Below are 26415 nucleotides of genomic sequence, written 5' to 3'. Positions count from 1 at the left end.
ATGGAAAATAGTAAATATAAATTTTAAATTATTGGAATTAGCTTTTGAGTCAGTACACTTACTGGCCTTATTGAATTAAGGTTTAATTAAGGTTTTTGTTAATAAGATTTAAACTTAATTTGTTATAATCATGATGAAAATAAAAAATGAGGTGAATAATATGCTTAAAAAAGGATTAACAGGATTTCAGATAAAATTAATTGCACTTTTTTTAATGATTTTTGATCATGTGTACTACTTTTTTGCCTTTACTGATAAAGTACCGCTATGGTTTAAATGGATAGGGCGTTCAGTGGCTCCAATATTTATTTTTATGGTGGTAGAAGGATTTATCCATACACGAAACCGCACTAAATATATGACTAGACTTTATATAGGTTCATTAGTAATGACTTTTGGTAATCAATGGATTACAGAATGGTTTCAACGTAACGATAATGTTGCTCTTATGGCAAATATATTTGCGACTCTATTTTTGATTACGGTTTATTTAACCATAATTGAATATTTGGGAAAAGGTATTAAAGAAAGACGAATAATGCCTGTAGTATTAGGGATTTTGGGATTAGTATTGCCTATTGCCCTTGGTATATTTATGATGATGAACCTTCATATTCCAGGGATGATTCATGCAATTTTCCTATTACCAACCCCAATGTTTGTTGAAGGCGGTCCAGTATTTATAGCATTGGGCATATTGTTTTATTTAACACATGACAAAAAAATACTTCAACTGATTTTATATGCTTTGGTATCTATTGCTCTAATACCGTGGCAAAATTTTTCCTTGCAAGGTTTATTTTATGATAATTTCCAATGGTTGATGATTGGTGCTCTACCCCTTTTAGCACTTTATAATGGGCAAAGAGGGAAGGGCATGAAGTACTTGTTCTATGTATTCTATCCAGTTCATATCTACGGTTTATACATTTTATCTACTCTTTTCGTGTAAATCATTTAACACATGGCACTGAAATTGGGTATACTATACCTATATTAAGAATAAGGGAGCGGTATTATGGATGTGCTATTCAATAAAAAGATACTTGTTGTAGATGACGAAGTTGAGTTGCTGGAGATAATTGAACATGCTTTGAAATTAGAAGGTTTTACCCATATTAAAGCCACAAACACCGGTGTTAAAGCTTTAGAAGACTTTCATAGCTGGCAACCAGATATCGTGATTTTAGATGTAATGTTGCCTGATATCCAAGGACATAGCCTGTGTAAGACCATGAGAGAGACTTCACAGGTCCCTATTATTTTTTTATCTGCAAAAACAGAAGAAGTGGATAGAATTGTAGGTTTTGCAATTGGAGCAGATGATTATGTGACAAAGCCATTTAGTCCAAAGGAGCTTGCATATCGGGTCAAAGCACATTTAAAACGCTCAGAGCCTGTAGTTGATACACAGGACATTGAAACCATTAATTTTGGACCATTTAGGATGATGCCTTTAAAAGGAGAACTCTTTAAGGGAGAGGAAGAAATTCTATTGCAGCCTAAGGCGTATAAACTGCTTGAATATTTTGCAAAACATCCTAATTTGATTTTAAGTAAGGAACACTTATGTAATGCAGTCTGGGGAGAGGATTATATTGGGTTTGACAATACGATTATGGTGCACATTCGAAGAATAAGAGAGCAAATTGAAGTAGATCCATCAAATCCAGAGTATTTAATAACAGTAAAAGGTCTTGGTTATAAGCTAGTAGTAAAGGATAAATAATATGAGATTACATTTAACCCTTAAATATTTAATGAGTATTATTATGGTTATCATTGTAGTGGGATTGGTCAACGGACTTATAGCCTTTGGCTTATTTCAATTTGGGCCAAGAGAATCCTATTCCTACGGTATTGCCAATGAAAGCTATATTAGCCCAGAAGATTATGTCAGACAGTTTTCTAAGTATATTAGCTTAGAAGAAGGGCGGTTTTCATTAGATAAAAATGCACAACGTTCTTTAATCCAAAACGATGCTTGGATTCAGGTGCTTGACACAAATTATAAGGTAAATTTTCAATTCAATGGGAATAAAGAACTTCCACAGATATATACACCAATGACTTTGGTACACAATTATAAGTACGCCAATCCAGACACGATGTTTGTAAGCGAGGTATCTTTTGAGGAGGAGACGTATACCTATTTAATTGGTATGCCATATAACGACATTCAAAGGACGTTTTTTACGTTTAATAAAACTTATTTTGCCAGTATTATAGGTGGACTTGTGCTACTTGTTTTTGCTGTGGATCTAGTTCTAGGTTTACTCTTTGGAATGGGTTTTAGTAGGGGGCTAACAAAGCCTGTAGGAGAAATAATCAAAAGTATAGAGGACTTGACTGTCGGATATTACAATCAAGTTCTGCCAACAAACGGCTTATACGGCTCAGTATTTTCTAATATCAATAAGCTGTCGGACCAGCTACAAGCCAATGAAAAGGAACGTGTTGCCATAGATGCCATGAGAGAAAATTGGATTTCTAATATATCACACGATATAAAAACGCCACTGGCGTCTATTCGTGGATATGGAGAATTGCTTCATAGTGATGAAAAGATGTCAGTAGAAAATATACGCCGTTATGCAAAAGTTATTGAGGATAAGGCTCTTTATATCTCTAATCTAGTAGATGATTTAAATCTAAGTACAAGACTGGAAAGTGGATATTTTGTATTAAACTTACAGATGGTAAATATAGTGACTTTGTTAAGAGATATTGTTATCGATGTGCTTAACGGTGTAGATATGTCTAATGTTTATTTGGATTGGTGCTGTGATGAAATACAGATTTTATGTCAGCTTGATCCAGTACTTTTTAGGCGGGCTATAAACAATATTTTATACAATGCTATTATACATAATGACAAATCAGTAAATATTAAGGTGAAGTTAACTTATGAGGAAAATAAAATTTGCATATGGGTGGCTGATGATGGAAAGGGAATTTCACCAGAGGACTTGCCATATATTTTCAATAGACATTATCGAGGTACAAACACTTCCAATATAGTTGAGGGAACAGGCTTAGGCATGGCTATAACTAAGCAGATTATAAAAGCACATGGGGGTGAAATCAGTGTAAATAGTGAGCTTGGGATTGGTACATGTTTTGAGGTTGTTCTTTTTAATTAAGTTATTATCTCCTTATCTTGCTCCATATGAAGCAAGATAAGGAGATAATATTACTATTTTCATATTAACTGTATTTTTAGTATTTTAGAACTAGAAGAATATATTATGCAATCATCCATCCTTCTGCTTTCTCACGAATCCCAATAAAACGCCTATAAATACCTGCCTCTTCTATTAAATCTATATGAGTACCTCTTTGTACAATTTGTCCATTGTCTACTACAAGTATATGGTCTGCATTTTGGATAGTAGCTAAGCGATGAGCTATGGTAATAATGGTTTTTCCATGTACTAATGCACTAATGGCTTGCTGAATGAAATGCTCGTTTTCCGGGTCGATGCTGGCTGTAGCTTCATCTAATATGACTATCGGAGCATCCTTTAACATAGCCCTTGCAATAGATATTCTTTGTTTTTCGCCTCCAGAGAGAGTAGAACCACCGTCCCCTATGATAGTATCATAACCTTGAGGAAGATTCATGATGAAGTCATGACAGCATGCTTTCTTTGCTGTTTCTACAATTTCATCGAAGCTAGCTTCTGGTTTTCCAAATTTAATATTATTTAGAATAGTATCATGAAATAAATATACATTTTGAAATACCATACTAATATTTTTTAATAAACTATCACAGGTCATCTCCCTAATATCTACATTTCCTATTTTAATACTTCCTTTATTTACGTCATAAAATCTTGCAATCAGACTACATATAGTTGTTTTACCGCTGCCGGATGGACCAACGATAGCAGTAGTTGTATTTTGCGGAATTTGAAATGATACGTTCTTTAACACATTTTTATTATCGTAGGCAAAGGTTACATTTTGAAATTCAATGTTATAATTATTCAAGGAAATATCCTTACCATCATGATCAATAAATTCTGCATTTTCAATGGGTTCTAATTTATTAAAGGTAGCATCTATGATTTTTAGAACATGGGCTGCATTATTTATGGTTTCTACATTACCAAAGATAACAAAAGAGAAGATAATCATCATTAGCATAGTTGGTATATCCATAGTTCCATTTATAGTAAAAATAGAAGAAATAGCTATAATACATACAGATGCAGCCTTTAACACAAAATGATGCATTGTGTTATATGGAACGTAATTCTTTTCAATTTTAAGATTAATATCTTTACTGGATTTGTAAGCATCGCGAATCCCGTCTATTGAAACACCTTCTTGTTTAAAGGCCTTTACTACAGGCATTCCTCTAACATATTCAATAGTTGCATTGATCATAGCATCTTGTGCTTTTTGATGAATAGGAGCATTCTGATTACTTTTATTTCCTAAAAGTTTCAGGAATACTGCAGATAATAGTATTCCTATTGCAGCGGTTACTGCAATCCATATATTATAAAATCCTATGCATAATACCATAGTAAAAGCACTGATATATCCGTTTACCACTGTATCAATCATCTTCATTCCGTGCATCTCAATGAAAGATAAATCGGTTGTAACAGCCGAGGTTAGTTCTCCTGTATTATTATTGCTGAAAAATCCAAGAGATACTCTTTTCAGCCTGTTTCCGATTTTAGTTCTTTCCTCTGCTGAAACCTCATATCCAACACTTTCTTGTGTTTTAGCACGAAGATAGGCAAATAAAAATCTTCCCAGTACAGCAAATACCATGTATACAGTTAGTAAGATAATTTCTTTATCGGCTAATGATTTTTTCCCAGATATATCTTCTAATATTAGATTCAATCCATAAGCTGTTGCCATAATAGGCATTGCAATAAACATAGTGTGTATGAAAGAGTAAATAAACCCAATATATAATCTCTTTTTACGCACTCCTGTCCATGTCATTATCCTTTTTATTGACTTAAACATATTATATTCCTCCTCATTCTTGATTGACTGCCCATAGTTTCGCTCCAATATGTGCTGTCCACATATCCTTATAAAGGCCTCTTTCTTTTAATAACTCTTCATGGGTGCCTTTACTTTTAATTTTTCCTTTTTCTAGAACGATAATTTGATCTGCATTTTTTATAGTAGATAACCTATGAGCAATAACTAGCAATGTCTTTCCCTTCGTAAGTGCTGCAATGGATTTCTGGATTTTATCTTCGTTTTCCGGATCAGTAAAAGCAGTTGCTTCATCAAGAATTACGATTGGAGCGTCTTTTAATATTGCACGGGCTATGGCAATTCGTTGCTTTTCTCCCCCGGACAGTCTTCCTCCGGCTTCACCGGCGCTAGTATGATATCCCTTTTCAAAATTGGAGATAAATTCATCACAGCATGCAGCTTTGGCTGCTTGCAAGACCTCCTCATCAGTTGCCTTTGGATTTCCTAAGCGAATATTTTCGAGTAATGAACAGTTAAATAAGAAATTATCCTGTGTAACAAAACTGACCATATCACATAGTTGATTAAGAGGTATTTCTTTTATATTTGTACCACCTATTTTTATTTCACCTTCATTTACATCCCAGAAACGAGCAATCAATCTTGCTATGGTAGATTTACCACTACCGGATGGGCCTACCAATGCTGTGAAATTTCCTTGGGGCATCTTTAAACTTAAGCTTGATAGTACCTCGTTGTTGTGTGTACCATCATAGGAAAATGAGACATTATTTAATTCAATATCATATTCTTTAATAGAAACAAACTTATCTGTATTTTCCAATTCTTTTAAGTTAAGCAGTTCATCGGCATCTTTTACAGCATATTCAATAGATTTTAAGTCATTAATGAATACTGTAAAGCTTGTTAATGGTCCTATAATTCCTAAGGATAAAATCATACACATAGTAAGCTCTGCTGGGCTTAAACTTCCCTGTTTGTAAAGAATCATTCCTATAGGTAATGTACCAAGTAAAGTGGAGGGTAAAACTGCTCCCCCAAAATTCATTAATTTCCATGTACTTCTAAACCAGTCCAAGGTGTACTCTTTAAAAGAGTATATAGCTTTTTCAAACTTTTCATAGGAGATTGTAGACTGATTAAAGGTTTTAATAACCTCAATCCCTTCTACATATTCTACAATGACTCCGTTTACATAGGTACTGGCTTCCATATAATCATTATATTTTTCATTGAAGTTTTGCATCATAAAGCCATATGCAATAAATGCAATGGGAACTGTTATAATTGATGCTAATGCCATACGCCAATCTATTACGAAAAGATAAATGAAAACGCAAATTGGTAATAATAAATTTGAAAATCCTTCTGGGATTAAATGTGCCAGAGGAAGTTCAATTGTTTCCACTCTATCTATTATAATGCTTTTCAGATTCCCCGCTGTTTGATTTAATACTGTACCTAGAGGTGCATGCATTAATTTATCTGCCATAGCCATCCTCATTCCTTCTAAAACTGTGTAAGCAGAGATATGCGATAGTGTTGTTGAAAATGCATGGAATAACAACTTAATTACATATCCTAAGAGACAGATGGATGTCCAAAATAATATATTATGTACAGACTGTTTTCCTTCAAAAAAGAGAATGATTATCTTATATACTCCAAAATAAGGGACTATGCCTCCAGCTACACTAATAACTTCTAGAAAAATAGAAAAAATTAATTTTCTCTTACATGGTTTTGCGAATTTCATAACGGTTTTTAACCAAGATTCTTTATTCATAATGCTCTCCTTTCTAAAATTAAAGTTCATAAAAATGGGAATAGTCATTTAACTATTCCCAATTATATTTTATATTTAGCAACCTATCTACTCTAATGGGGCCATGATACTCCATTTAGACAATGGAATTTCTATACTCCTTTGGTGATTTTCCTATAACAGATCTAAAGGCTGATGCAAATTTACTTGAATTATCATATCCCACTTTATGACCTATATCACAGATATTTTCTTTAGTTTGTCTTAACATAATTGCAGCCTTGTTCATACGATATGCTCTCATATAAGAATATATTGAAGTCCCGTATACGCCTTTAAAGCATAATTTCATTGAGGTTAAAGGAATATTGAATTTTTCTGAAAGTTCATCTAATGTATAATGATCCTCTAAATTTGTGGTAATAAATTCCTGGATTGCTTTCACTTTTTCAACTTGAGTCTTATAATAGTATGGTCTTTTATCAAAGTTTTTTGGAATCTCTAGAATGCTTAAATGGAGCAGTAGTTCTAAAATTTTTATTTTTAAGTAATTGTCCTTTATTTTATTAGGTATTGTATAGAGCTCCAAAAATATATGTGCTATTACCTTATCTGCTTGAATAATAAAGGGCCTATTTAACATGGAAAACTTTTTACTTAAAGCAGCTAAATCAATATAAAATCCTCCATATAGTTTTGTAACTTCCTCTGCTTCTTCAATATGAAATACCAATGATATTCCATGGTAATGATTAAGAGGGAATCCAAAGTTTTGAATATGGTTTTCTCGACCGTTTATCTGCAAGTCACCGGCTTTCATGTAGACATAGGTATCGTTATCCATTTTCCATTCAATTCTTCCCTCGCGGCAGAAATCGATGCAAAGAAAATCAGCCTTTGTATGGAATTGTGAAGAACAATTTTCCATATGAAAATCATTATATATTAAAGTAATTCCAGGGAATACCTTGATTGCTGTCATAATGCCGTCACCAGATTCATCTTTCATTCGGTAAATTGTACAATCTTCACTTTGAGAAAAAGTAGTTATATTGTCACCAAAAAAGGTTTTTTCTTCCCATGACATTTTATACACTCCTTTCCGTTTTATATCCTATCTTTATTGTACAATTATCCTTCATCTTATACAATTCCAGCCTTTTTAAAGTGCTTATGAAGTAACCTTTTACCCCATAAACATCCTAAAACAGAAGTAGTGACTGTTATAATACATAAGATAATCATTAAATTTGGGTTCATAATTTCTAAACATTGCTGAACAATAGGTAATGTACCTGTAGTTTTTGTTTTATATAATGCTATGTAGGCATCTTGCATATATACAAATGGAATATATTCGCCAAGGGCGTAGCCTAACATAATAGAAGTAAATCCAGATACAGCTGCTATAAATTTATTTCTTCCTATTAAATTAAAAAGTAGCTCTCCTATAAATCCTCCTGCTAAGATTCCCCAGAACATAATAGCTTTTGGTGCCATTGTGATTAGTGTAGAGCCCATTAAAGCTCCGCTGATTATGAACACACCCTTCATAGGTGCCTTGGCAATCATAAGCATGAATATAGTACCTCCAACAAGGCCTAAGATGATTGGTAATACTAATAAAATAGGTGGAAAGAAACCTATAGTACATGCTATAATCCAGAACACTACTAATAATAGTGCATTAAAGATTCCGATGGTAATTAGATTTTTTATTGTTTCATTTTTCTTTTTTGTATTCATGTAAACCTCCTTCTTAATAACATTTTTTTATATGATTTTAGACAAATACTCTTCTAAAGACATTTTAGTTACAGTATTTTCATCATTAAAATATAATATGGAATCAAAGGTTTGTAATGCAAATTCATAATCATGGGTAATGACAAAGATACTGCGATTTTCTTTCGCCAGTTTGCGGATGATATGACTGACCTTATTCATATTAGCTGCATCCAATCCACTAGTGGGCTCATCAAGAAATAATAAATTCGTATTATGCATACATGCTATAGCAATGGCAAGTCTTTGCTTTTGTCCCCCTGATAATGTGGCAGGGTGGCAATCCTTCCATTCATCAAGTTGAAAATATTTTAGATATTTATTTGCTCTTTCCTTTTCTTCTCCTAAATCATTAAGTCCTACAAGCATTTCCTCCATAACACTAGGAGCAAAAAACTGATAATCTACATCCTGCATTACATAAGATGAATTTTTAATTCGCTTTCTTTTATTAGCTGTTTTTTCATTCAACAAAATTCTACCTTGTTTGGGACTTGATAATCCCATTAAAACTTTTACTAGAGAACTTTTGCCGATACCATTTCTTCCAACAATACCAACGACTTCTCCTGCGTAGGATTCAAAGGATATATTGTTCCATAATAATCTGTCTCTACCATATCCAAAGGATAGCTCTCTAACACGTAGTAGAGGAGAAGATTGGTTATATAAATCATCAAATTGATATTGAGATTTCATTGTTTTCAACTGTTTTAAATCAACTTGACGTAAGCCTTTTTTATGAAACCAATCTGGAGAGCGACTTATAAATATTTCTCCCTTAAAGATTTCTTGTATTCTACCTTCTCTCATATAAATAACACGATCTATTAAATTTTTGAGATAATAGAGCTTGTGTTCTGAAACAATAATAGTGCAACCCTTTTCTTTTAATATTTTTAAGATATCATAAAGCTGTCTTGTTCCTTCATCATCTAGATTTGCTGAAGGTTCATCTAAAACATAAACTTCTGATCCTAATGCATAAACAGAAGCTAATGCTACTTTCTGCTTTTCTCCGCTGGATAAATCAAAAATTTTTCTTTCCATTAATGGTAGGAGTTTTAAGTTGTCTACCGTTTTAGAAATACTTTTTTGTATTTTATCTGTATGAATACCATGATTTTCGCTTGGAAAGGAAATCTCTGTTTTTACATGCATAGTAAAGAATTGTGAACGTGGATCTTGAAAAACAGAGCCTACTTTATATGATCTTTCTTTTATTGATTCACTCGTTATGTTTTGCTTACATACAGTTCCCTTTCCTTTTAGTTCACCCTTATAAAAGGATGGTATCAATCCATTGATACATCTTGTCAACGTGGTTTTTCCACATCCACTTTCTCCAGTGATGACTATAAATTCTCCCTGTTCTATACTTAAATTTATATCTGTTAAATTTTCTTTATGACTACCTTCATAGGTGAAATAAACATGTTCTAAGTGAATTACATCATTTTTTTCTTCTTGTAATATTATCTTCTCTATATAAATCACCTCCTGTTTATAGGAAAAATCCAGATTTATCAATATAAATAAGACTGACTGCAATAACAAGACATATGAAACAATAAATGGCATCTCTGATTTGAAAACGAACCTCAGATAAACAAGTGCGTTTGTTTCCAATATCAAGACCCTTGCAAAGTGATGCTGCAGATAATTCATCTGATATCTTGCTGCTTCTTATTAATAATGGAATAATAAAGTTTTCTATGGTTTTCATAGGATGCAAGATAATACCAGCTAAGGAAGTATTTAGACCTCTCATTTTTAGACTAACTTTAACACAGTTTATTTCATGTATAATAGTTGGAACATATCTATAAATAACAGCAAAAGGTATTATAATAATTTGTGGAATATACATATTATCTAAGGCTGTTATCATCTCATTCATTGGCATCTTATTCAACATAATTATAGAAGACATATAAGCAGGCAGTACACGAATAAACAATAAAATAATTAAATTAAACATCATAGTTAAATAAGGAATCTGCAGCATATCTAGGATTTTATATAAAGCTAATAAAATCATATATCTCCATATCATTTCAATAGCTTTATCCTTCATATTATGGAAGATCATTAAAATAAGCATTATCATAAAGAGAATAGCCATTGCCATATGACTGGATAGTATAAAACTAGTCAATGAGACCACAATTACTTGAAAAATCATTACTCGTGCATCAGGTTTTGTCGATTTAAATTCAAGCGGCTTGTCCATAAAAAATTGAATCACGTCCTTTTAAAGTAGTATTTATCCTTGGCTAGTTAGTGTCGGCTAACTGCAAGGCAGGAATAGATAATATTATATATTAATGATATATTAAATAGTCTAATATAGATTTTTAAGATTGTCTGCTCTATAAAGACCGTTATGCTCCATTTAGACAAATATATAATAGAAATAAATTAAAAAGTTTATGAGTTTTTTATCAAGATGTCTCTGTTTAAATCTCATTTGTATTGTAAGTTAAATAAAAATTTTTTTAAAATTATCCTTGACAATAGCAATTATTATGCTATAATATCTATAATTAAATACTTGGCTAAGATGGGAAATAGTAAGTATGTAACTTTTTTAGAGAGTCAATGGATGGTGAAAATTGACAAAGTGAACTATTGAATCCAGCCCTGAGCTAATAAATTTCGAGTGAGCCTTTTGGCTAACTAGGGTGGCAACGCGGGAATACTCTCGTCCCTACTATTTGTGGGACTGAGAGTTTTTTTTATGACCTAACTTAGCGAACGTTAGTGAGCTTTAGTAGGTCAAACGCAATGAGCACCAAATCTATACGAGCATAGCGAGTAAATAGATTTGAGTTGCGAAACTGCGGGAAATGACCTAACTTAGCGAACGTTAGTGAGCTTTAGTAGGTCAAACGCAATGAGCACCAAATCTATACGAGCATAGCGAGCAAATAGATTCGAGTTGTGAGACTGCGTAAATAACTTAGTAGTAATAATCGAAGTTAATCGAAGCTATTGATGGTAGGTCAAATGTATCATTCACTTCGTTGTCCGTTTTGTCTACAATTGGGTATGCTCATTGGACAAAAAGGCAATGAGTACCAACCTCAATGTAGAATTTATCATTGGGAGTGTCCGTTAGGATCAAATCTATGTGAGCAAAGTGAGCAAATAGATTTGTGTTTCAAGACTATGGAAAATTTAAGGAGGTTAGAGAGATGTTAGATATTAGAAGAATAAGATCAAATCCAGAAGAAGTAATGAAAGCTTTGCAGAAAAGAAAGGGCGAATTTTCAATTAACAGAGTTCTTGAATTAGATGAAAAAAGAAGAGCTATTCTTGTGGAAGTAGAAGATATGAAAGCAAGACAAAACCTTGCATCAAAGGAAGTTCCTAAACTTAAGAAAGAAGGGAAAGATGCATCTCATATCTTTGCTGAAATGAAAGAACTATCAGAGAAAGTAAAGGAATTGGATATTGAAGTAAAAGAAATAGATGAAGAACTAAAAAACACTTTACTTCAAATACCGAATACTCCTCATGAATCTGTGGTAGAGGGTAGAGACGATGCTGATAATATAGAGATAAGAAAATTTGGAGAACCAAGAGAATTTGAATTTGAAGCAAAAGCTCATTGGGATATAGGTACAGGTTTAAATATCTTAGATTTTGAATCTGCTACAAAGATTACAGGAGCTAGATTTACAGTGTTTAGGGGATTGGGAGCAAGACTTGAAAGGGCTATTACACAATTTATGCTTGATCTACACACAGGTGAGCATAATTATACAGAGATGGCAACTCCTTTTATGGTAAATAGAGACAGTATGACAGGTACAGGTCAGTTACCAAAATTTGAAGAGGATATGTTCCATTTGCCAAGTAAAGACTACTTTCTTGTACCAACTGCAGAAGTCCCTCTTACAAATCTACTAAGGGACGATATATTAAATGAAAAAGATCTACCAATATATTATACAGCTTATACACCTTGCTTTAGACAAGAAGCAGGAGCTGCAGGTAGAGATACTAGAGGTCTTATAAGAAATCATCAGTTTGATAAGGTGGAATTAGTTAAATTTGTAAATCCAGATAATTCCTATGAGGAACTAGAAAAGCTAACCAGCAATGCTGAAGAGGTGTTAAAAAGATTAGGTTTACCATATAGGGTAGTAGCACTTTGTAGTGGAGATTTGGGTTTTTCATCTGCAAAAACTTATGATATAGAAGTTTGGATGCCATCTTATAATAGATATGTAGAGATTTCAAGCTGTAGCAATTTTGAAGACTTCCAGGCTAGACGTGCAAATATTAGATATAGAAGAGAGGAGACAGGAAAAGTTGAATTTGTTCATACACTAAATGGATCAGGTTTAGCAGTGGGAAGAACTTTTGCAGCAATTCTTGAGAATTATCAACAGGCAGATGGAACAGTAACTATCCCGGAAGCATTAAGACCATATATGGGCGGGCTGGAGACAATTAAATAAAAATTCATTGCAATATCACAGTAAATTGATATAATAGTAAACATATTATATATTGTAATATTCTGAAAATATTTATAATATATAATATTAATTCCAGAAAAGGGGGAAATCTTATGAGAAAAAGATTTGGATCAATTGCTGTGGTATTGCTATTATTGATGTATTTAGTTGTAGGATGTACATCTAATACTGCATCAAAAGGAATTTATATTTCTATAGCTACAGGGGGGACTGCAGGTACTTATTATCCACTAGGGGGAGCATTAGCTAAAATTTTTAATGATAATATTGATGGAGTAAATGCAAACGTTCAATCTACAGGTGCTTCTGTTGAAAATGTAGGGTTGATATCAAAAGGGGAGGCAGAAATAGCTTTCATACAAAATGATATTACCTACTATGCAACTACTGGGACAGAGGCTTTTGAAGGAAAAGAAAAGGTAACAAATCTTCGTGGTATGGCTATGATTTATCCAGAACTAGTTCAGATAATAGCGACAGAAGAATCTGGAATTAAAACAGTAGAGGATTTAAAAGGAAAAAAAGTTGCAATAGGTGCTCCAGGTTCAGGAGTAGAGGCTAATGCTAGACAGGTGTTGGCTGTTCATGGGATGACTTATGATGATTTAGGGAAAGCTGATTATCTGTCATTTAATGAAGCCGCTGACCAGTTAAAGAACAAACAAATAGACGCAGCATTTTTAACAGCAGGAATCCCAACATCTGCAGTTACTGAAGTTGGACAGACTTCAAAAATAGTAGTAGTTCCTATAGCAAGTGATAAAATATCTAAGCTTAGTGAAGCTTATCCATTTTATACAGAAGTGGTTATACCAGCTGATACCTATAGTGGTCAATCACAAGATATAACTACTGCTGCAGTAATGGCTATGCTAGTGGTATCAGATAAATTAGAAGATGATCTAGTTTATAACTTAACTAAAGAAATGTTTGAAAAAAGACAAGTAATAATAGATACTCATAGTAGAGGTAATGACCTCAAGTTGGAAACAGCTTTGAAGGGGATGCCAATAGAACTACATCCCGGTGCAAAGCGATATTATGATGAAAAGGGTATCAAATAAAGTATGTTTTGTGGGTAAAGGTATTGAAAATAACTTCAATACCTTACCTCTATATCAAAAATTAACTTTATTATTTCTTAGTCTTTTTTTATTATTATCTATTTGTCCAGTAAAAGTTTTAATAACAACTGATTATAAAACAAATGATTATATTAAATCTTGGCAGATTAGAAACGGAGAAAGCTTCACTATAGAATATACTCATTCAGTACAACTTACTCCAGTATCAGAAACTTATATTATTAATGGAAATGATATTATATTGGTGGAGTCATATTTTCAATCCTATGGTGCTGGTTTACCATCTACAACACCTTATGAATTTGAGATTACGGATAAGGGATTTAGAATATATGATATAAATGAAGTTATGGAGAATTTAATATATCGAACAGGTACTGAGAGGGCAAATCATAAGTTAATTATAAATGATAATGAATATGAATTTTTAGAGTTTACAAAACCTAGAATGAGTGTTGAGTTTAATGTAAAAAAAATTATGCTTATATCCTATATCGTAAGGGAGGTTTTAAGATGAGTGACAAAAAATTAATAACAGAATCGGACGTAGCCATGGATGTAGATAAGTTAATGGAAGAATATGATATAGAAACTTCAAAGGTTAGAAGATTAACTGGAATCATAGGTACTATTACTACAGTTATAGCTATATTGATGTCTGCTTTTCAATTTTATACTGCTGGTTTTGGAACCTTGTTATCAGCTAAGCAGAGATCTCTTCATGTTATCTTTGCCTTTACATTAGGTTTTTTATTGTTCCCTGGAGGGAAGAAATCTAAAAAAGATAAGGTGTCTATTTTAGATTATATATTCATACTTTTAGTAATAGTAGTATTTGGATATTTATTTGTATTTGTAAATCAAATTTCAACTAAGGGGGGAAATGCAACAACAGTAGATCTGCTTTTTGGTGGGTTGGCAATACTACTTACTCTAGAAGTAACGAGAAGGGTTGTAGGTCCAGAACTTCCTATAGTTGCTATGCTGTTCCTTTTATATGCAAAGTTAGGTCCATATTTACCTGGAGTATTAGGTCATAGGGGTTTTACATGGGAAAGGATAATATCTCATATGTATTTGACTTTGGAAGGAATATTAGGTATTCCAATAGGAGTATCTGCAACATTTGTTTTTATGTTTATATTATTTGGCTCCTTTTTAGATAAGACAGGGGTGGGTAAATTTTTCATAGATTTAGCCTATTCCCTTACAGGTCATTTAAAAAGCGGGCCAGCTATGACAGCAGTAGTAGCCAGTGGACTTATGGGATCTATATCTGGTAGTTCTGTTGCCAATACTGTTACAACAGGAGCATTTACTATACCATTGATGAAAAAAACAGGATATAAAAATTATTTTGCAGGAGCAGTAGAAGCAGCAGCCTCTACAGGTGGACAAATAATGCCTCCAGTTATGGGAGCAGCCGCCTTTATAATGGCAGATTTTACAGGAATACCATATTTGCATATTATTGCAGCAGCTGCAATACCTGCAATATTATATTATTTTGCAGTTGGAACAATGGTTCATATTGAGGCTTCTAAGCTAGGATTAAAAGGTTTGCCTAAGGAGCAGTTACCACGATTAGGCCAGATTCTTAGAGCAGATGGTTATTTACTTATACCTTTAGCGTGTATAATATTTTTCTTGATTAAGGGTTATACAGCTACAATAGCTGCATTTTATTCTATAGTTATAAGTATTATAATAGCAATAGCTGCATCATTTATTAAAAAAAATAACTCCTTTGGAATCAAAGATTTCCTCAGTGCTTTAGAGTCAGGAGCTAAAGGTTCCATCGGAGTTGCTTGTGCATGTGCTTGTGCAGGAATGATAGTTGGCGTTGTTACATTAACTGGTCTTGGTCTTAGGATAGCTGAACTTATAGTAACTCTAGCCCAAGGTAAATTACTATTGACATTATTCTTTACCATGATTGCATCAATAATCCTTGGCATGGGTTTACCTACAACAGCAAAATATATAGTTTTGGCTACAATGGCTGTTCCAGCCCTTGTAAAATTAAATGTAAATTTAATGGCGGCTCATCTGTTTATACTATACTTTGGGGTAATAGCAGATATTACACCGCCAGTAGCATTAGCAGCTTATGCAGGTGCGGGAATAGCCGGTGCAAATTCAATGAAGACAGGTTTTCAAGCTGTAAAACTTGCTTCTGCAGCATTTATTGTGCCATATATATTTGCAGTAGACTCTTCTTTGATTATGGTTAAGGATGTAGTAGGAACTACTGTAACTTATTTACCATTTATCAGTGCCATACCTGTAATAATAACGGCTATTTTGGGGATATTATGCTTAGCAGGTGCTGTGGAAAATTATTTAATAGATCATTGTAAAATTTACGAGAGAATATCATTAGGAGTAGCAGCACTATTATTATTAAAACCAGGCTTATGGACAGATATCTTTGGATTGATAGTGTTGATAGGTATATATCTGTTACAAAAAAATAGAATAAAGAAACTTACTCTAGTTAGTTAAATTGCAATAAAAGGTTGAGTAGATTCTTACTCAATCTTTTTTAAATATAAGATTAATAATATTTAAGAACATAGTAAATAGTAATATTAAAACTATTATGTATTGGAGGAGTATTATGAAAAAAAACAAAGTATTATTTATAATACTATTACTGATTACTATACTATCTTTAACCAGTTGCAAACAAGGAAAACCATTAAATGCAGATGCTCTTATAGTCAGAAATATTAATGAAATAAATGAATCTAAGATAAATGAATATAGGATTAACGTAGATTTAGATATTGAGAGTATGACATATGAGGGAAAACAAACAGTATCCTATATAAACAATACAGATATAGACTTAGAAGATATATACTTTCATTTGTATCCAAATGCTTTTAAATCTTTAGCAGATGCACCTATATTATTTAACATGGAAGAAAAAATGAGTTCTTTAAGTTATGAATCAGGGTATATGGATATTGAGAAAGTTATACAAAATGGAAAAGAATTAGAATGGAGTATAGGAGGAGATAAAGATACTATACTGCATATTAAACTTGATAAGTCACTAGAAAAGGGTAAGAGTACTGAGTTATATCTAGAATATAAAGTAAAACTGCCTACGACTAAGGATAGGTTTGGGTATCATGATAAAGGTATAAATTTTGGAAACTGGTATCCTATATTATGTGTATATGATGAAAATGGATGGAACCTAGATCCATACTATAAAGTTGGGGATCCATTTTATAGCGAAGTTTCTAATTATAAAGTTTCTATAACTACTCCAAAAGATATAATAATAGCTTCTAGTGGAAATATTGTGTCAGAGAACAGAAAGGGAGATAAGAAAATATATGAAATTGAAGGACCTTTAATAAGAGATTTTGCTTGGGCTGCTAGTAAGGATTTTATAATCAAGGAAAAAAAGGTAGAGGACACTATGATTAAGGTTTATTCTATAACTAATGACTCAAATCTTATAAATGAAAGTTTAAAAATAGGGGAAAATTCTATTAAAACCTTCAATAAGATTTTTGGTAAATATCCTTATGGTGTATATACAATAGTTAATACAGAGTTTCCATCAGGAATGGAATATCCAGGTATAGTATTTATATCTAATGACTATTTTCATAAACATTTAATAAGTATATTAGAAAAAGTAATAGTACATGAAACGGCACATCAATGGTGGTATGGAATTGTAGGAAATAATCAAGTAAAGGAACCTTGGTTAGATGAAGGTTTAACCACATATTCAGAGGTAATATACATTAATGAAGTTCATGGAAAGAAGAAAGCTAAAGAATATTATGACCAAGATATAAAACTAGGATATGAATATGCAGTACAGTATTTAGGTGAAAATGAAGTAGTAAATAAACCTTTATCAGAGTTTATAGGTTGGGATGATTACGGGCTTTTAGTATATACTAGAGCAGCTATGTTTGTAGATAGAATAAAAGAAGACTTTGGAGAGGAAACACTATATAAGATATTAAATAAATACTATGAAGAATATAAATTTAAAAATGCAAGAACAGAAGATTTTATCAAAATATGTGAAGAAGTAACTAATACCTCCTTTAATGGATTGGTTAAGGAATACTTAAATGGAAATAAAAATAGATAAAAGCAGAGAATTTAGGTTCTCTGCTTTTATCTATTTTTCACAACCTAAGCCAAATCCTCCGCAGAATAGAATTACTAATAGCAAAAAGAAGAATAGTAGACTAGAATTATTTTCACAACAACCTTTACGTTCACCCATTTTTAAATCCCCCTATAATGTATTAGATCTTCCTAGTAAAACTTCTCGGAATCCCTAATACATTATATAAATATATATATAAATTTGTTACAATATAGTGGGAGGAGATTTTTTTGAGAAAAATATCAGCTATACTATTATTAATAATTATTATTATGACTAATACCATAGTATATGGAAATATAGGAATAGAAGAAAATTTAAGATCCTATATTCTAGCAGATTCTGAGACCGCTCAGATATTAGAAGAATATAAAATAGATGAAATAGTTGAAATTGCCAGTATCTCAAAATTAATGTCTTATTTGATTGTCATGGATGAAATATCAAAGGGCAATATCTCCTTAGGAGATATTATTACCATAGACAAAGATACTACTAAAATAAAAGGGTCTAGTTTTAATTTGAAAGTAGGAGAAAATTTTACTGTTAAAGAACTTTTAGAAGCCTCCATAGTAGTATCTGGAAATGATGCTACATACGCATTGGCAAAATACATCGCAGGAACTGAAGAAAACTTTGTAAAAATGATGAATCAAAAGGCAGAAGAAATAGGGCTTGAAAATGCTGTGTTTTATAACTCTACAGGGCTTCCTATAGGAGAAAAAAGCATACAAAATAAGATGACAACTAGGGAAATATTCAAATTAGCTCAGTATATAATAGAAAATCATCCAGGAGTTTTGGAAACGGCTAAAATTAAATCAATAGAAATGGTTAGTAGAGATTATTTTCAGAGAAATACCAATCCATTGCTCAACGAAATAAAGGAAGTAGATGGGCTAAAGACAGGATTCACGAATAAAGCTGGATACTGTTATGTATCTACCTTTAATATAAGAGGGAGGGAAACCCAAACTAAAGATTTGAGACTTATAGCCATAGTAATGGGTGCAAAGGATTTAGAGATAAGGGATGCTATGGCTAAGATACTAGTGGAATATGGGCTTAATAATTACTCTCATAAGATATTTTTAGATGAAGAAATGCCTTTAAAAACTTTAGAATTTCCTCGAGGTGATATAACAGAAGTACATGTTTTTGTTGAAAATGGATTTTCAAAACTAGTTAAAAATGATGAAGATATAGTAGTTAATATAGACATAAATGAGGATATAACTTTGCCGATAGAAAAGAATACAAAAATAGGCAAGGCAACAGTAGAAAAAGAAGGGGAGGTAATTTTTGAATCAGATATTTTAATTAAGGAAAGTATAAATAAGGCTAAGTGGTATGTTTTAATTGGAAGATTTTTTAATAGATTGGCTAATATGGTGATAGGATTTTTCGGGGGGGATAACTAAATGATTGGGAGAATCAATATAGCCATATGTGATGATGAAAAGATACATGTAGAATTATTGGAAAAATATGTACATAATTGGGCTAAGAAAAATAATATAAAACTCGGAATTGAATTTTTTCATAGTGCAGAAGCCTTCGATTTCAGCTGGAGTATGGATAAAAGATATCATATACTTTTGCTAGATATTCAAATGCCAGGAATAAATGGAATTGAACTAGCAAAAAGAATAAGAAAAAGTGATAATTTATTAAATATAATATTTATTACCGCTATTCCTGACTTTATAGGAGAAGGCTATGATGTATCAGCAATTAATTATTTAATTAAGCCAATAGAAGAAAAAAAGCTATATGAATGTTTAGATAAAGCTGTACAGAAAGTTCCTAAGAAAGAAAAAACAATACTTATAGATGTAGAAGGAGAAACTATTAGAATAAAACAAGAGGATATAATTTATATTGAGGCTTTTTCTCATACAGTAGATATAAATACTGTTAGTGAAAAATATGCTACTCGTAAAAATATTGGAATTATAGAAAATGAATTAGAGCAAAAGGCTTTTGTAAGATGCCATAGATCCTATATAGTAGGATTAAAACATATAAAAAGAATAGGAAAAACAGATATAGAACTAGACAATGGAGATGTAATTCCTGTAAGCAGGAGGCTCTATACTAATACAAATATGGCCTTTATAAAATATTTTAGGGGTGAGATAAATTAAAAGTAAGGTATTTATTATACTTGGTATTCCTCTATTACTGGTAGGCATTTTCTTTATAATCAGATACATACTAAATAAAATAGTAGATAGGCGAATTGCTAATTATCAGAATGACCTTATCTCAAAGCATTATACTGAAGTAGAAAATATATATAAACAGATGAGAGGCTGGAGACATGATTATCATAATCATATACAGGTAATGAAGGCATATCTTTCTTTAGGAAAATATGAAGATATGGATGAGTATCTTAATGATTTAGATAAGGATTTGACCAATATAGATACTGTACTAAAGACAGGGAATTTAATGGTGGATGCAATTCTAAATAGTAAATTATCCATGGCCATTAGTCAAGGAATAAACATAAATGCAAAGGCAACGGTTCCAAAAAATCTTCAGGTGGCAGATGTAGACCTATGTGTCATTATCGGAAATCTAATGGATAATGCTATGGAGGCAGCAATAAAGTTAGAGAATCCAGAAGACAGGTTTATCAGAGTATATATACGAGAAATGAAAGGTCAACTTTATATATCTATTACCAATTCTGTAGGTGGAGAAGTAAAAAAAGTAAATCTAGAATATATATCTACAAAGCTAGGATTAAATCATGGTTTTGGATTAAAAAGAATAGATAGTATAGTTAACAAATATAATGGCTTCATCAATAGACAAAATGAAGAGGGAGTATTTGCAACAGAGATAATTTTACCCATATAGTACCATTAGTGTCATAAAAGTGACCATTGGTGCTATTTTTGTACATAAATTTGGATTTGTTGCTATAGTATGGTTGAGGTGATAAAAATGGGAGATACAAATATTAATAAGAAAAAACCGAAATATGGTGTAGTGGAGAATGTTGTTTATTTAATCAAAAATATGTGGAAGTGGGATAAGTTATTGTTTCTGTTCTTCATTATACAAATTCCATTTATGGTGTTAGGTCCATTAATGAATATTTATTTACCAAAAATTTTAATTGATTCCATAGCTAAAAATGTAAGTATGGGACGGTTACTTGTAAATATGGCAATTCCCATAACTGGTATAATAATATCAGAAACCATAATAAGAGGTTCTTTTTTCAAGACTCAATTTAGTGGGATGAATTATAGGTTTAAATACATTCAAATGCAGATTAATAAAATTGTAGATACAGATTATGAAAATATTGATGGGCCACAAGGACAAGAGAAGTTAACAAAAGCAAATATGGCGACAGGACAAGATAGTTCTGGTACACAAGCCATAACTAAAATCTTTATAGAATTAGTTTCAAATTTAATTGGAATCATTCTATATGGAGGGATAATATTTACTATTCATCCATTGCTTATACTATTCATCCTTATATCTTCAACAATCAATTATATAGTAGGAAACTATGTAAATAAATTTGAATATAAAAGTAGAGACAATTTAGCACCTATAGAAAAGAAACTTAGATATATAAGGACAAAGGCTGGAGATTTCAACGCTGCAAAGGATTTAAGACTATATAATATGTCTTCTTGGTTTAAGGATATGTATTGTATTTTCTTAGAAAAGAGATTAAATCTCCAAAAACAGTATATTTATAGAAAATACTTTGCTAATTTTATAGATGGGCTGTTGGGCTTTTTAAGAGATGGAATAGCTTACGGATTTTTAATATATTCAGTATTATATAAAGATATGAATATAGGAAATTTCATACTGTATTTTGGAGTTGTTGGAGGATTTTCAAATTGGCTATCTGGTATAGTAAATAATTTCAATGAACTAAATAGAGTTCATTTAGAAACTTGTGATTTAAGAGAATATCTAGAAATGGAAGATAAGATGAATAGGGGCATTGGGGTGAAATTGCCGAAGTCTTATGAAATGCCTTGTAATATAGAACTTAGAAATCTTTACTTTAAATATCCGGGTTCAGAAGATTATACCATAAAAGACATAAATCTAAAAATAAAAAAGGGAGAAAAATTGGCATTAGTAGGTATTAATGGTGCTGGCAAAACCACCTTAGTGAAACTTATTTGTGGACTGTATACTCCTACTAAAGGTGAAATATATGTAAATGGCAAGAGAACCGATTCTTATAATAGAGATGAATACTATAAATTGTTTTCTGTAGTATTTCAGGATATTTATCTATTACCTATGTCAATAGAAGAAAATATTGCTTCTCAAATGACGAAAAATATTGACAGGGAAAGGATGGATAAGGTTCTCAATATGTCAGACCTCATAGAAAAAATAAAGTTCCTACCAAAGGGAAAAGAAACATTATTGGTAAAAGCTATATATGATGATGCTATAGATTTATCTGGAGGAGAAAAGCAAAAGTTAATGTTAGCTCGTGCGCTATATAAGGATGGACCTATTATAATCCTAGATGAGCCTACAGCAGCCTTAGACCCTATAGCAGAAAATGAAATATATCAAAAGTATAATAAATTAACCAAAGAAAAAACTTCTATATTCATATCACATAGATTATCTTCTACTAGATTTTGTGATAAGATAGTTTTTCTTCACCATGGAGAAATAATAGAAGAAGGAAGTCATTGTGAATTAATGGAGAAACGGGGAAAATATAGAGAAATGTATGATATGCAGTCTTATTATTATAAGGATAATATAGGAGGTGGAGCAGATGAAGAAAGATATACAGCTTTTTAAAATGGGACTAATAGAAATTCATAAATTACAACCATGGGTATTACCTGTTACTATATTTGAAGCCATATTTAAGTCAATAGCTCCTTTTATAAATATATACATGTCAGCAAGGATCATTGATGAATTATTAGGTACAAGGAATGTAGATAGCATAATATTTCTTGTAGTTATAACTATAAGTTTAAATTTTCTAATTCATCTTTTATCCACAGGCCTAGGTCATCTAAGATTATTATTAAGAAATATAATGGGTCAAAATCAAGATATGAGGATGAACGAAAAAATAATAAATATGGATTATCAACATGTGGAAAACCCAGAAGTCCATTTGCTACGTACAAAAATACAAGAGGCAGAGAATGTAAATGGTGGTGGGATATACGGACTTCTAATTTATTTTGGTGAATTAGTCAAGGGAATAATTGTAGCATCTACAAGTATAGCGTTGATAATGGAAATGTTTAAAAATAAAGCTAATATAAGTGGTTATTTTAGTTTTATAGATTCTTCCTTCTTTAATATAATCTTTATATGTTCTTTAGCGATAGGCACAATTTGGAATATGAAATTGAGAGAAAACTCGGAAAGAAAATTTTTTAGTTCTCTTGGTGAAGTGATAAAATACAATAGAATATTTAGATATTATTGTGAATTGCTGGAAGATTACAATGTAGGAAAGGGAGTAAGACTATATGATCAAAAATCTCTATTTAATAAGGGATTTGATAATCTGTATGATGGATTTACTGGAATATTAAATAGAATTATTTCAACTAATATTAAATATGGTGCAGCAAATGGTTTTATTTCATCAATATTATCTAGTCTAGTATACGTATTTGTAGGATTAAAAGCTATAGTAGGTTCTATTACAATAGGAAATGTAGTCAAATACACGGGAAGTATAAATCAACTTATGAGTGGAAGTAGTATGATTTTATTATCTATTGTAGCCTTAAAGACTAATAACCAATATCTACAACTATACCTAGACTTCTTAAACATAGAAGGGAAAAAGTATAAAGGAACATTGCCAGTAGAAAAAAGAAATGATGATGAGTATGAAATTGAATTTAGAAATGTGTCATTTAAATACCCAAGAACAGATAATTATGTATTAAAGAATATCTCTATGAAATTAAATATAGGAGAACGACTCGCTATAGTAGGTATGAATGGCTCAGGAAAGACTACATTTATTAAGCTATTATGTAGGCTATATGACCCTGATGAAGGAGAAATACTTCTAAATGGAATAGATATAAAGAAATATGATTATGATGAATATTTGAGTCTATTTTCCATAGTATTTCAAGATTTTAAGCTATTTTCATTTTCATTAGGGCAAAATGTATCAGCATCTGTAGATTATGATGAAGATAGAGTGAAAGATATTTTAGCTAAAGCAGGATTAGAAGAAAGACTAACTAATATGCCAAAAGGTGTTCAAACTTCATTATATAAAGATTTCGATGAGGAGGGTGTAGAGATTTCAGGTGGAGAGGCTCAAAAGATAGCATTAGCTAGGGCATTATATCGTGATGCACCAATTATTATTCTAGATGAACCAACAGCAGCCTTAGATCCTATAGCTGAGTTTGAGATATATTCAAAGTTTAATGAAATAGTAGGTACAAAAACTGCCTTTTATATATCTCATAGACTATCATCCTGTAGATTCTGTGACGAAATAGCAGTATTCCACGAAGGAAGGATAATTCAAAAAGGAAATCATGATGAGTTGGTCAAGGACGAGAATGGAAAATATTACGAGCTATGGAACTCCCAAGCTCAATATTATAAGGAAGAAGCAGTATAGATATAGGAGAAAAATAAGAATTTTGGATTATAATAGGATAATGAAGAGAGTAAAAATGACAATTTAATAAGAATAAAAAGCTACGGTTAGATTACACGTAGCTTTTTTAGATGGTATAATATTCTTCAACTTGAATGGTGATGCTAGTTCATGATTTAGTCCATAGAAATTATTCTTTCAGCTTCTTTTCCCATATAGTAGAGGTAGCGAATGGACGAAAGCCAATACTATAATAGAACTGCTGAGAAGAGCCCACCAAGGCTGTTTTTGCTCCAAGTTTACCCACGCGCTTTATCCCCTCTAAAACTGCTGCCTTCCCTAATCCCATTCTGCGATAATCGGGATCCGTTGCTACTGGTTCTACCACTGCATAGCCTACCTCTGGGTCATACCACATTCCACAATAAGAAACAAAATTTCCATCTGGTGCGACGACAGCAACTTTTAAGTTTAAGTCCACATTAGGACGGATCATCTCTTCTTTTCCAGCTTGTTCATCCTCTTTAGAAAATTTAAAATCTCCTTCACCATTTAGCTCGTGATTAAATCCTTTCCATAATACACGACCATATTGATAAATGTCATAGGTTTCTTTCATTGTAGTAATATAAAATCCTTCTGGCAAATTATAATCGGTGGATGTTTTATCTAAATAAAAAATGGCATCATTTTCTTTCTGAACTGTAGCAATAAAGCCAAGATTGGCCGCAATATCTTGAAATTCTAAATCTGTGTCTCCAATTGTAATTCCAAACTTTTCATCTTTAGAAAGATTATTTATTGCATATAATAACAATTCCTTCTTTAAGAATGTATATTCTGGCAAAGTTAAACAAAAAGATTGTCCCAGTTGACAATCAAAAGTTGCTACTCCTACAATCTTATCATTGTCTTCCCACAGACCAATTCTATTTACTGCAGATTTATCTAGATAACCATGAGTTGCCATCCAATCCCATCTTGTATATGTAAATTCTGCATATCCTAATCTTGTAAAAAATGCTCTAACCTTATGATAGTCTTCTGTAATGCCTGCTTGATTTGTATAATTCCTGAACTTTATTTCCATACTAATTCTCCTTTTTGACTATTATTATAAGCAATACTATATATGATATAAATTCCAATCTTATCTATAGCTATTCTATACCCAAAAAAGAGGGGCTTGAAATGTTTTCAAGCCCTCAATACTTTTATGTTTTATATACTATTTTTCGTACTGTTTCATATGCTAATCCAAATTCTTGAGATATTTGTTCTAAAGTATCCCCATTTTTATATTGTTTTTTTATTTGTTTATTTCTAATTTCAAAATAGCTTTTAGAGCCATTCTTCTCTCCCCATTTTAAATGTTCATCCCCGATGGGGATATATAAGATTTCTCCTCTTATATATTTTTGAATTTCGGCTAACAAATATTTTGGTAATACTTCTGCTGCATTTATATATTTCATGACATCCGCTCCTTTATTTATCATCATATAAATAAAGTACAGAGTTCAGCAGATAGCTTATTTATTGATCCC

General features: G+C 31.7%; 21 protein-coding genes. 13 read left to right on the top strand and 8 right to left on the bottom strand.

Translation table 11 applies throughout. The features are described from left to right. Positions 1-160 precede the first annotated feature (160 nt). The 3 genes from KQI38_RS08305 (at position 161) to KQI38_RS08295 (ending at position 3143) form a co-directional block, all read left to right on the top strand. Positions 161-952, top strand: a complete 792-nt coding sequence (locus KQI38_RS08305; protein WP_216558020.1) for a TraX family protein — start codon at positions 161-163, stop codon at positions 950-952. 66 nt (positions 953-1018) lie between these two features. Next, positions 1019-1729, top strand: coding sequence for a response regulator transcription factor (locus tag KQI38_RS08300; protein ID WP_216558017.1), 711 nt, complete (start codon positions 1019-1021; stop codon positions 1727-1729). Position 1730: 1 nt separating this feature from the next. After that, positions 1731-3143 (top strand): sensor histidine kinase, encoded by a 1413-nt coding sequence (locus tag KQI38_RS08295; protein ID WP_216558014.1) that lies wholly within the window; start codon positions 1731-1733, stop codon positions 3141-3143. Positions 3144-3246: 103 nt separating this feature from the next. On the opposite strand, the gene KQI38_RS08290 is transcribed toward KQI38_RS08295, so the two are convergent. The 6 genes from KQI38_RS08290 to KQI38_RS08265 form a co-directional block, all read right to left on the bottom strand. Further along, positions 3247-4995 (bottom strand): ABC transporter ATP-binding protein, encoded by a 1749-nt coding sequence (locus tag KQI38_RS08290; protein ID WP_216558009.1) that lies wholly within the window; start codon positions 4993-4995, stop codon positions 3247-3249. Between the two features lie 13 nt (positions 4996-5008). Then, positions 5009-6763 (bottom strand): ABC transporter ATP-binding protein, encoded by a 1755-nt coding sequence (locus KQI38_RS08285; RefSeq protein WP_216558006.1) that lies wholly within the window; start codon positions 6761-6763, stop codon positions 5009-5011. A gap of 115 nt (positions 6764-6878) precedes the next feature. After that, positions 6879-7829, bottom strand: coding sequence for a helix-turn-helix domain-containing protein (locus KQI38_RS08280; RefSeq protein WP_246565706.1), 951 nt, complete (start codon positions 7827-7829; stop codon positions 6879-6881). A 56-nt stretch (positions 7830-7885) separates the two neighbouring features. Next, on the bottom strand, positions 7886-8488 hold the full coding sequence (locus tag KQI38_RS08275; RefSeq protein WP_216558003.1) for an MptD family putative ECF transporter S component: 603 nt from the start codon (positions 8486-8488) through the stop codon (positions 7886-7888). 27 nt (positions 8489-8515) lie between these two features. After that, positions 8516-10024 (bottom strand): ABC transporter ATP-binding protein, encoded by a 1509-nt coding sequence (locus KQI38_RS08270; protein WP_216558001.1) that lies wholly within the window; start codon positions 10022-10024, stop codon positions 8516-8518. Positions 10025-10031: 7 nt separating this feature from the next. Beyond that, positions 10032-10760 carry an energy-coupling factor transporter transmembrane component T gene (locus KQI38_RS08265; protein ID WP_216557998.1) on the bottom strand — a complete coding sequence of 243 codons (729 nt, stop codon included), beginning with the start codon at positions 10758-10760 and terminating at the stop codon, positions 10032-10034. A 964-nt stretch (positions 10761-11724) separates the two neighbouring features. On the opposite strand from KQI38_RS08265, the gene serS reads away from it, so the two are divergent. The 10 genes from serS to KQI38_RS08215 all read left to right on the top strand — a co-directional run bounded on the left by serS (position 11725) and on the right by KQI38_RS08215 (position 24889). Continuing rightward, positions 11725-12996 (top strand): serine--tRNA ligase, encoded by a 1272-nt coding sequence (gene serS / locus KQI38_RS08260; protein ID WP_216557996.1) that lies wholly within the window; start codon positions 11725-11727, stop codon positions 12994-12996. Positions 12997-13109: 113 nt separating this feature from the next. After that, complete coding sequence (locus KQI38_RS08255) at positions 13110-14081, top strand: TAXI family TRAP transporter solute-binding subunit (protein WP_216557993.1); 972 nt, start codon at positions 13110-13112, stop codon at positions 14079-14081. Next, positions 14059-14619 carry a DUF1850 domain-containing protein gene (locus KQI38_RS08250; protein WP_216557990.1) on the top strand — a complete coding sequence of 187 codons (561 nt, stop codon included), beginning with the start codon at positions 14059-14061 and terminating at the stop codon, positions 14617-14619. The genes KQI38_RS08255 and KQI38_RS08250 overlap by 23 nt, the downstream gene beginning before the upstream one ends. Continuing rightward, entirely contained in the window at positions 14616-16607 is a 1992-nt protein-coding gene (locus KQI38_RS08245; protein WP_216557987.1) for a TRAP transporter permease, read from the top strand. The genes KQI38_RS08250 and KQI38_RS08245 overlap by 4 nt, the downstream gene beginning before the upstream one ends. 115 nt (positions 16608-16722) lie before the next feature. Further along, positions 16723-18231 (top strand): M1 family metallopeptidase, encoded by a 1509-nt coding sequence (locus KQI38_RS08240; protein WP_246565702.1) that lies wholly within the window; start codon positions 16723-16725, stop codon positions 18229-18231. Between the two features lie 251 nt (positions 18232-18482). Continuing rightward, on the top strand, positions 18483-19673 hold the full coding sequence (locus KQI38_RS08235; protein ID WP_216557981.1) for a D-alanyl-D-alanine carboxypeptidase family protein: 1191 nt from the start codon (positions 18483-18485) through the stop codon (positions 19671-19673). Continuing rightward, positions 19674-20399, top strand: a complete 726-nt coding sequence (locus KQI38_RS08230; protein ID WP_216557978.1) for a LytR/AlgR family response regulator transcription factor — start codon at positions 19674-19676, stop codon at positions 20397-20399. After that, complete coding sequence (locus KQI38_RS08225; protein WP_338114454.1) at positions 20395-21123, top strand: sensor histidine kinase; 729 nt, start codon at positions 20395-20397, stop codon at positions 21121-21123. The genes KQI38_RS08230 and KQI38_RS08225 overlap by 5 nt, the downstream gene beginning before the upstream one ends. A gap of 87 nt (positions 21124-21210) precedes the next feature. Then, complete coding sequence (locus KQI38_RS08220; RefSeq protein WP_216557975.1) at positions 21211-23070, top strand: ABC transporter ATP-binding protein; 1860 nt, start codon at positions 21211-21213, stop codon at positions 23068-23070. Further along, positions 23045-24889 carry an ABC transporter ATP-binding protein gene (locus tag KQI38_RS08215; protein WP_216557972.1) on the top strand — a complete coding sequence of 615 codons (1845 nt, stop codon included), beginning with the start codon at positions 23045-23047 and terminating at the stop codon, positions 24887-24889. Before KQI38_RS08220 ends, KQI38_RS08215 begins: the two co-directional genes overlap by 26 nt. A 169-nt stretch (positions 24890-25058) precedes the next feature. Here the strand turns inward: KQI38_RS08215 and KQI38_RS08210 are convergent, their stop codons facing one another. Continuing rightward, positions 25059-25958 carry a GNAT family N-acetyltransferase gene (locus KQI38_RS08210; RefSeq protein WP_216557969.1) on the bottom strand — a complete coding sequence of 300 codons (900 nt, stop codon included), beginning with the start codon at positions 25956-25958 and terminating at the stop codon, positions 25059-25061. 124 nt (positions 25959-26082) lie between these two features. After that, positions 26083-26343 carry a CD3324 family protein gene (locus tag KQI38_RS08205; protein ID WP_216557966.1) on the bottom strand — a complete coding sequence of 87 codons (261 nt, stop codon included), beginning with the start codon at positions 26341-26343 and terminating at the stop codon, positions 26083-26085. Positions 26344-26415: the final 72 nt, after the last annotated feature.

Origin of the sequence: Tissierella carlieri, assembly GCF_018917285.1 — a bacterium.
Classification (GTDB): Bacteria; Bacillota; Clostridia; order Tissierellales; family Tissierellaceae; genus Tissierella; species Tissierella carlieri.
The sequence above is the reverse complement of the archived record's forward strand: the minus strand, read 5'-3'. Positions and strand labels throughout refer to the sequence as shown.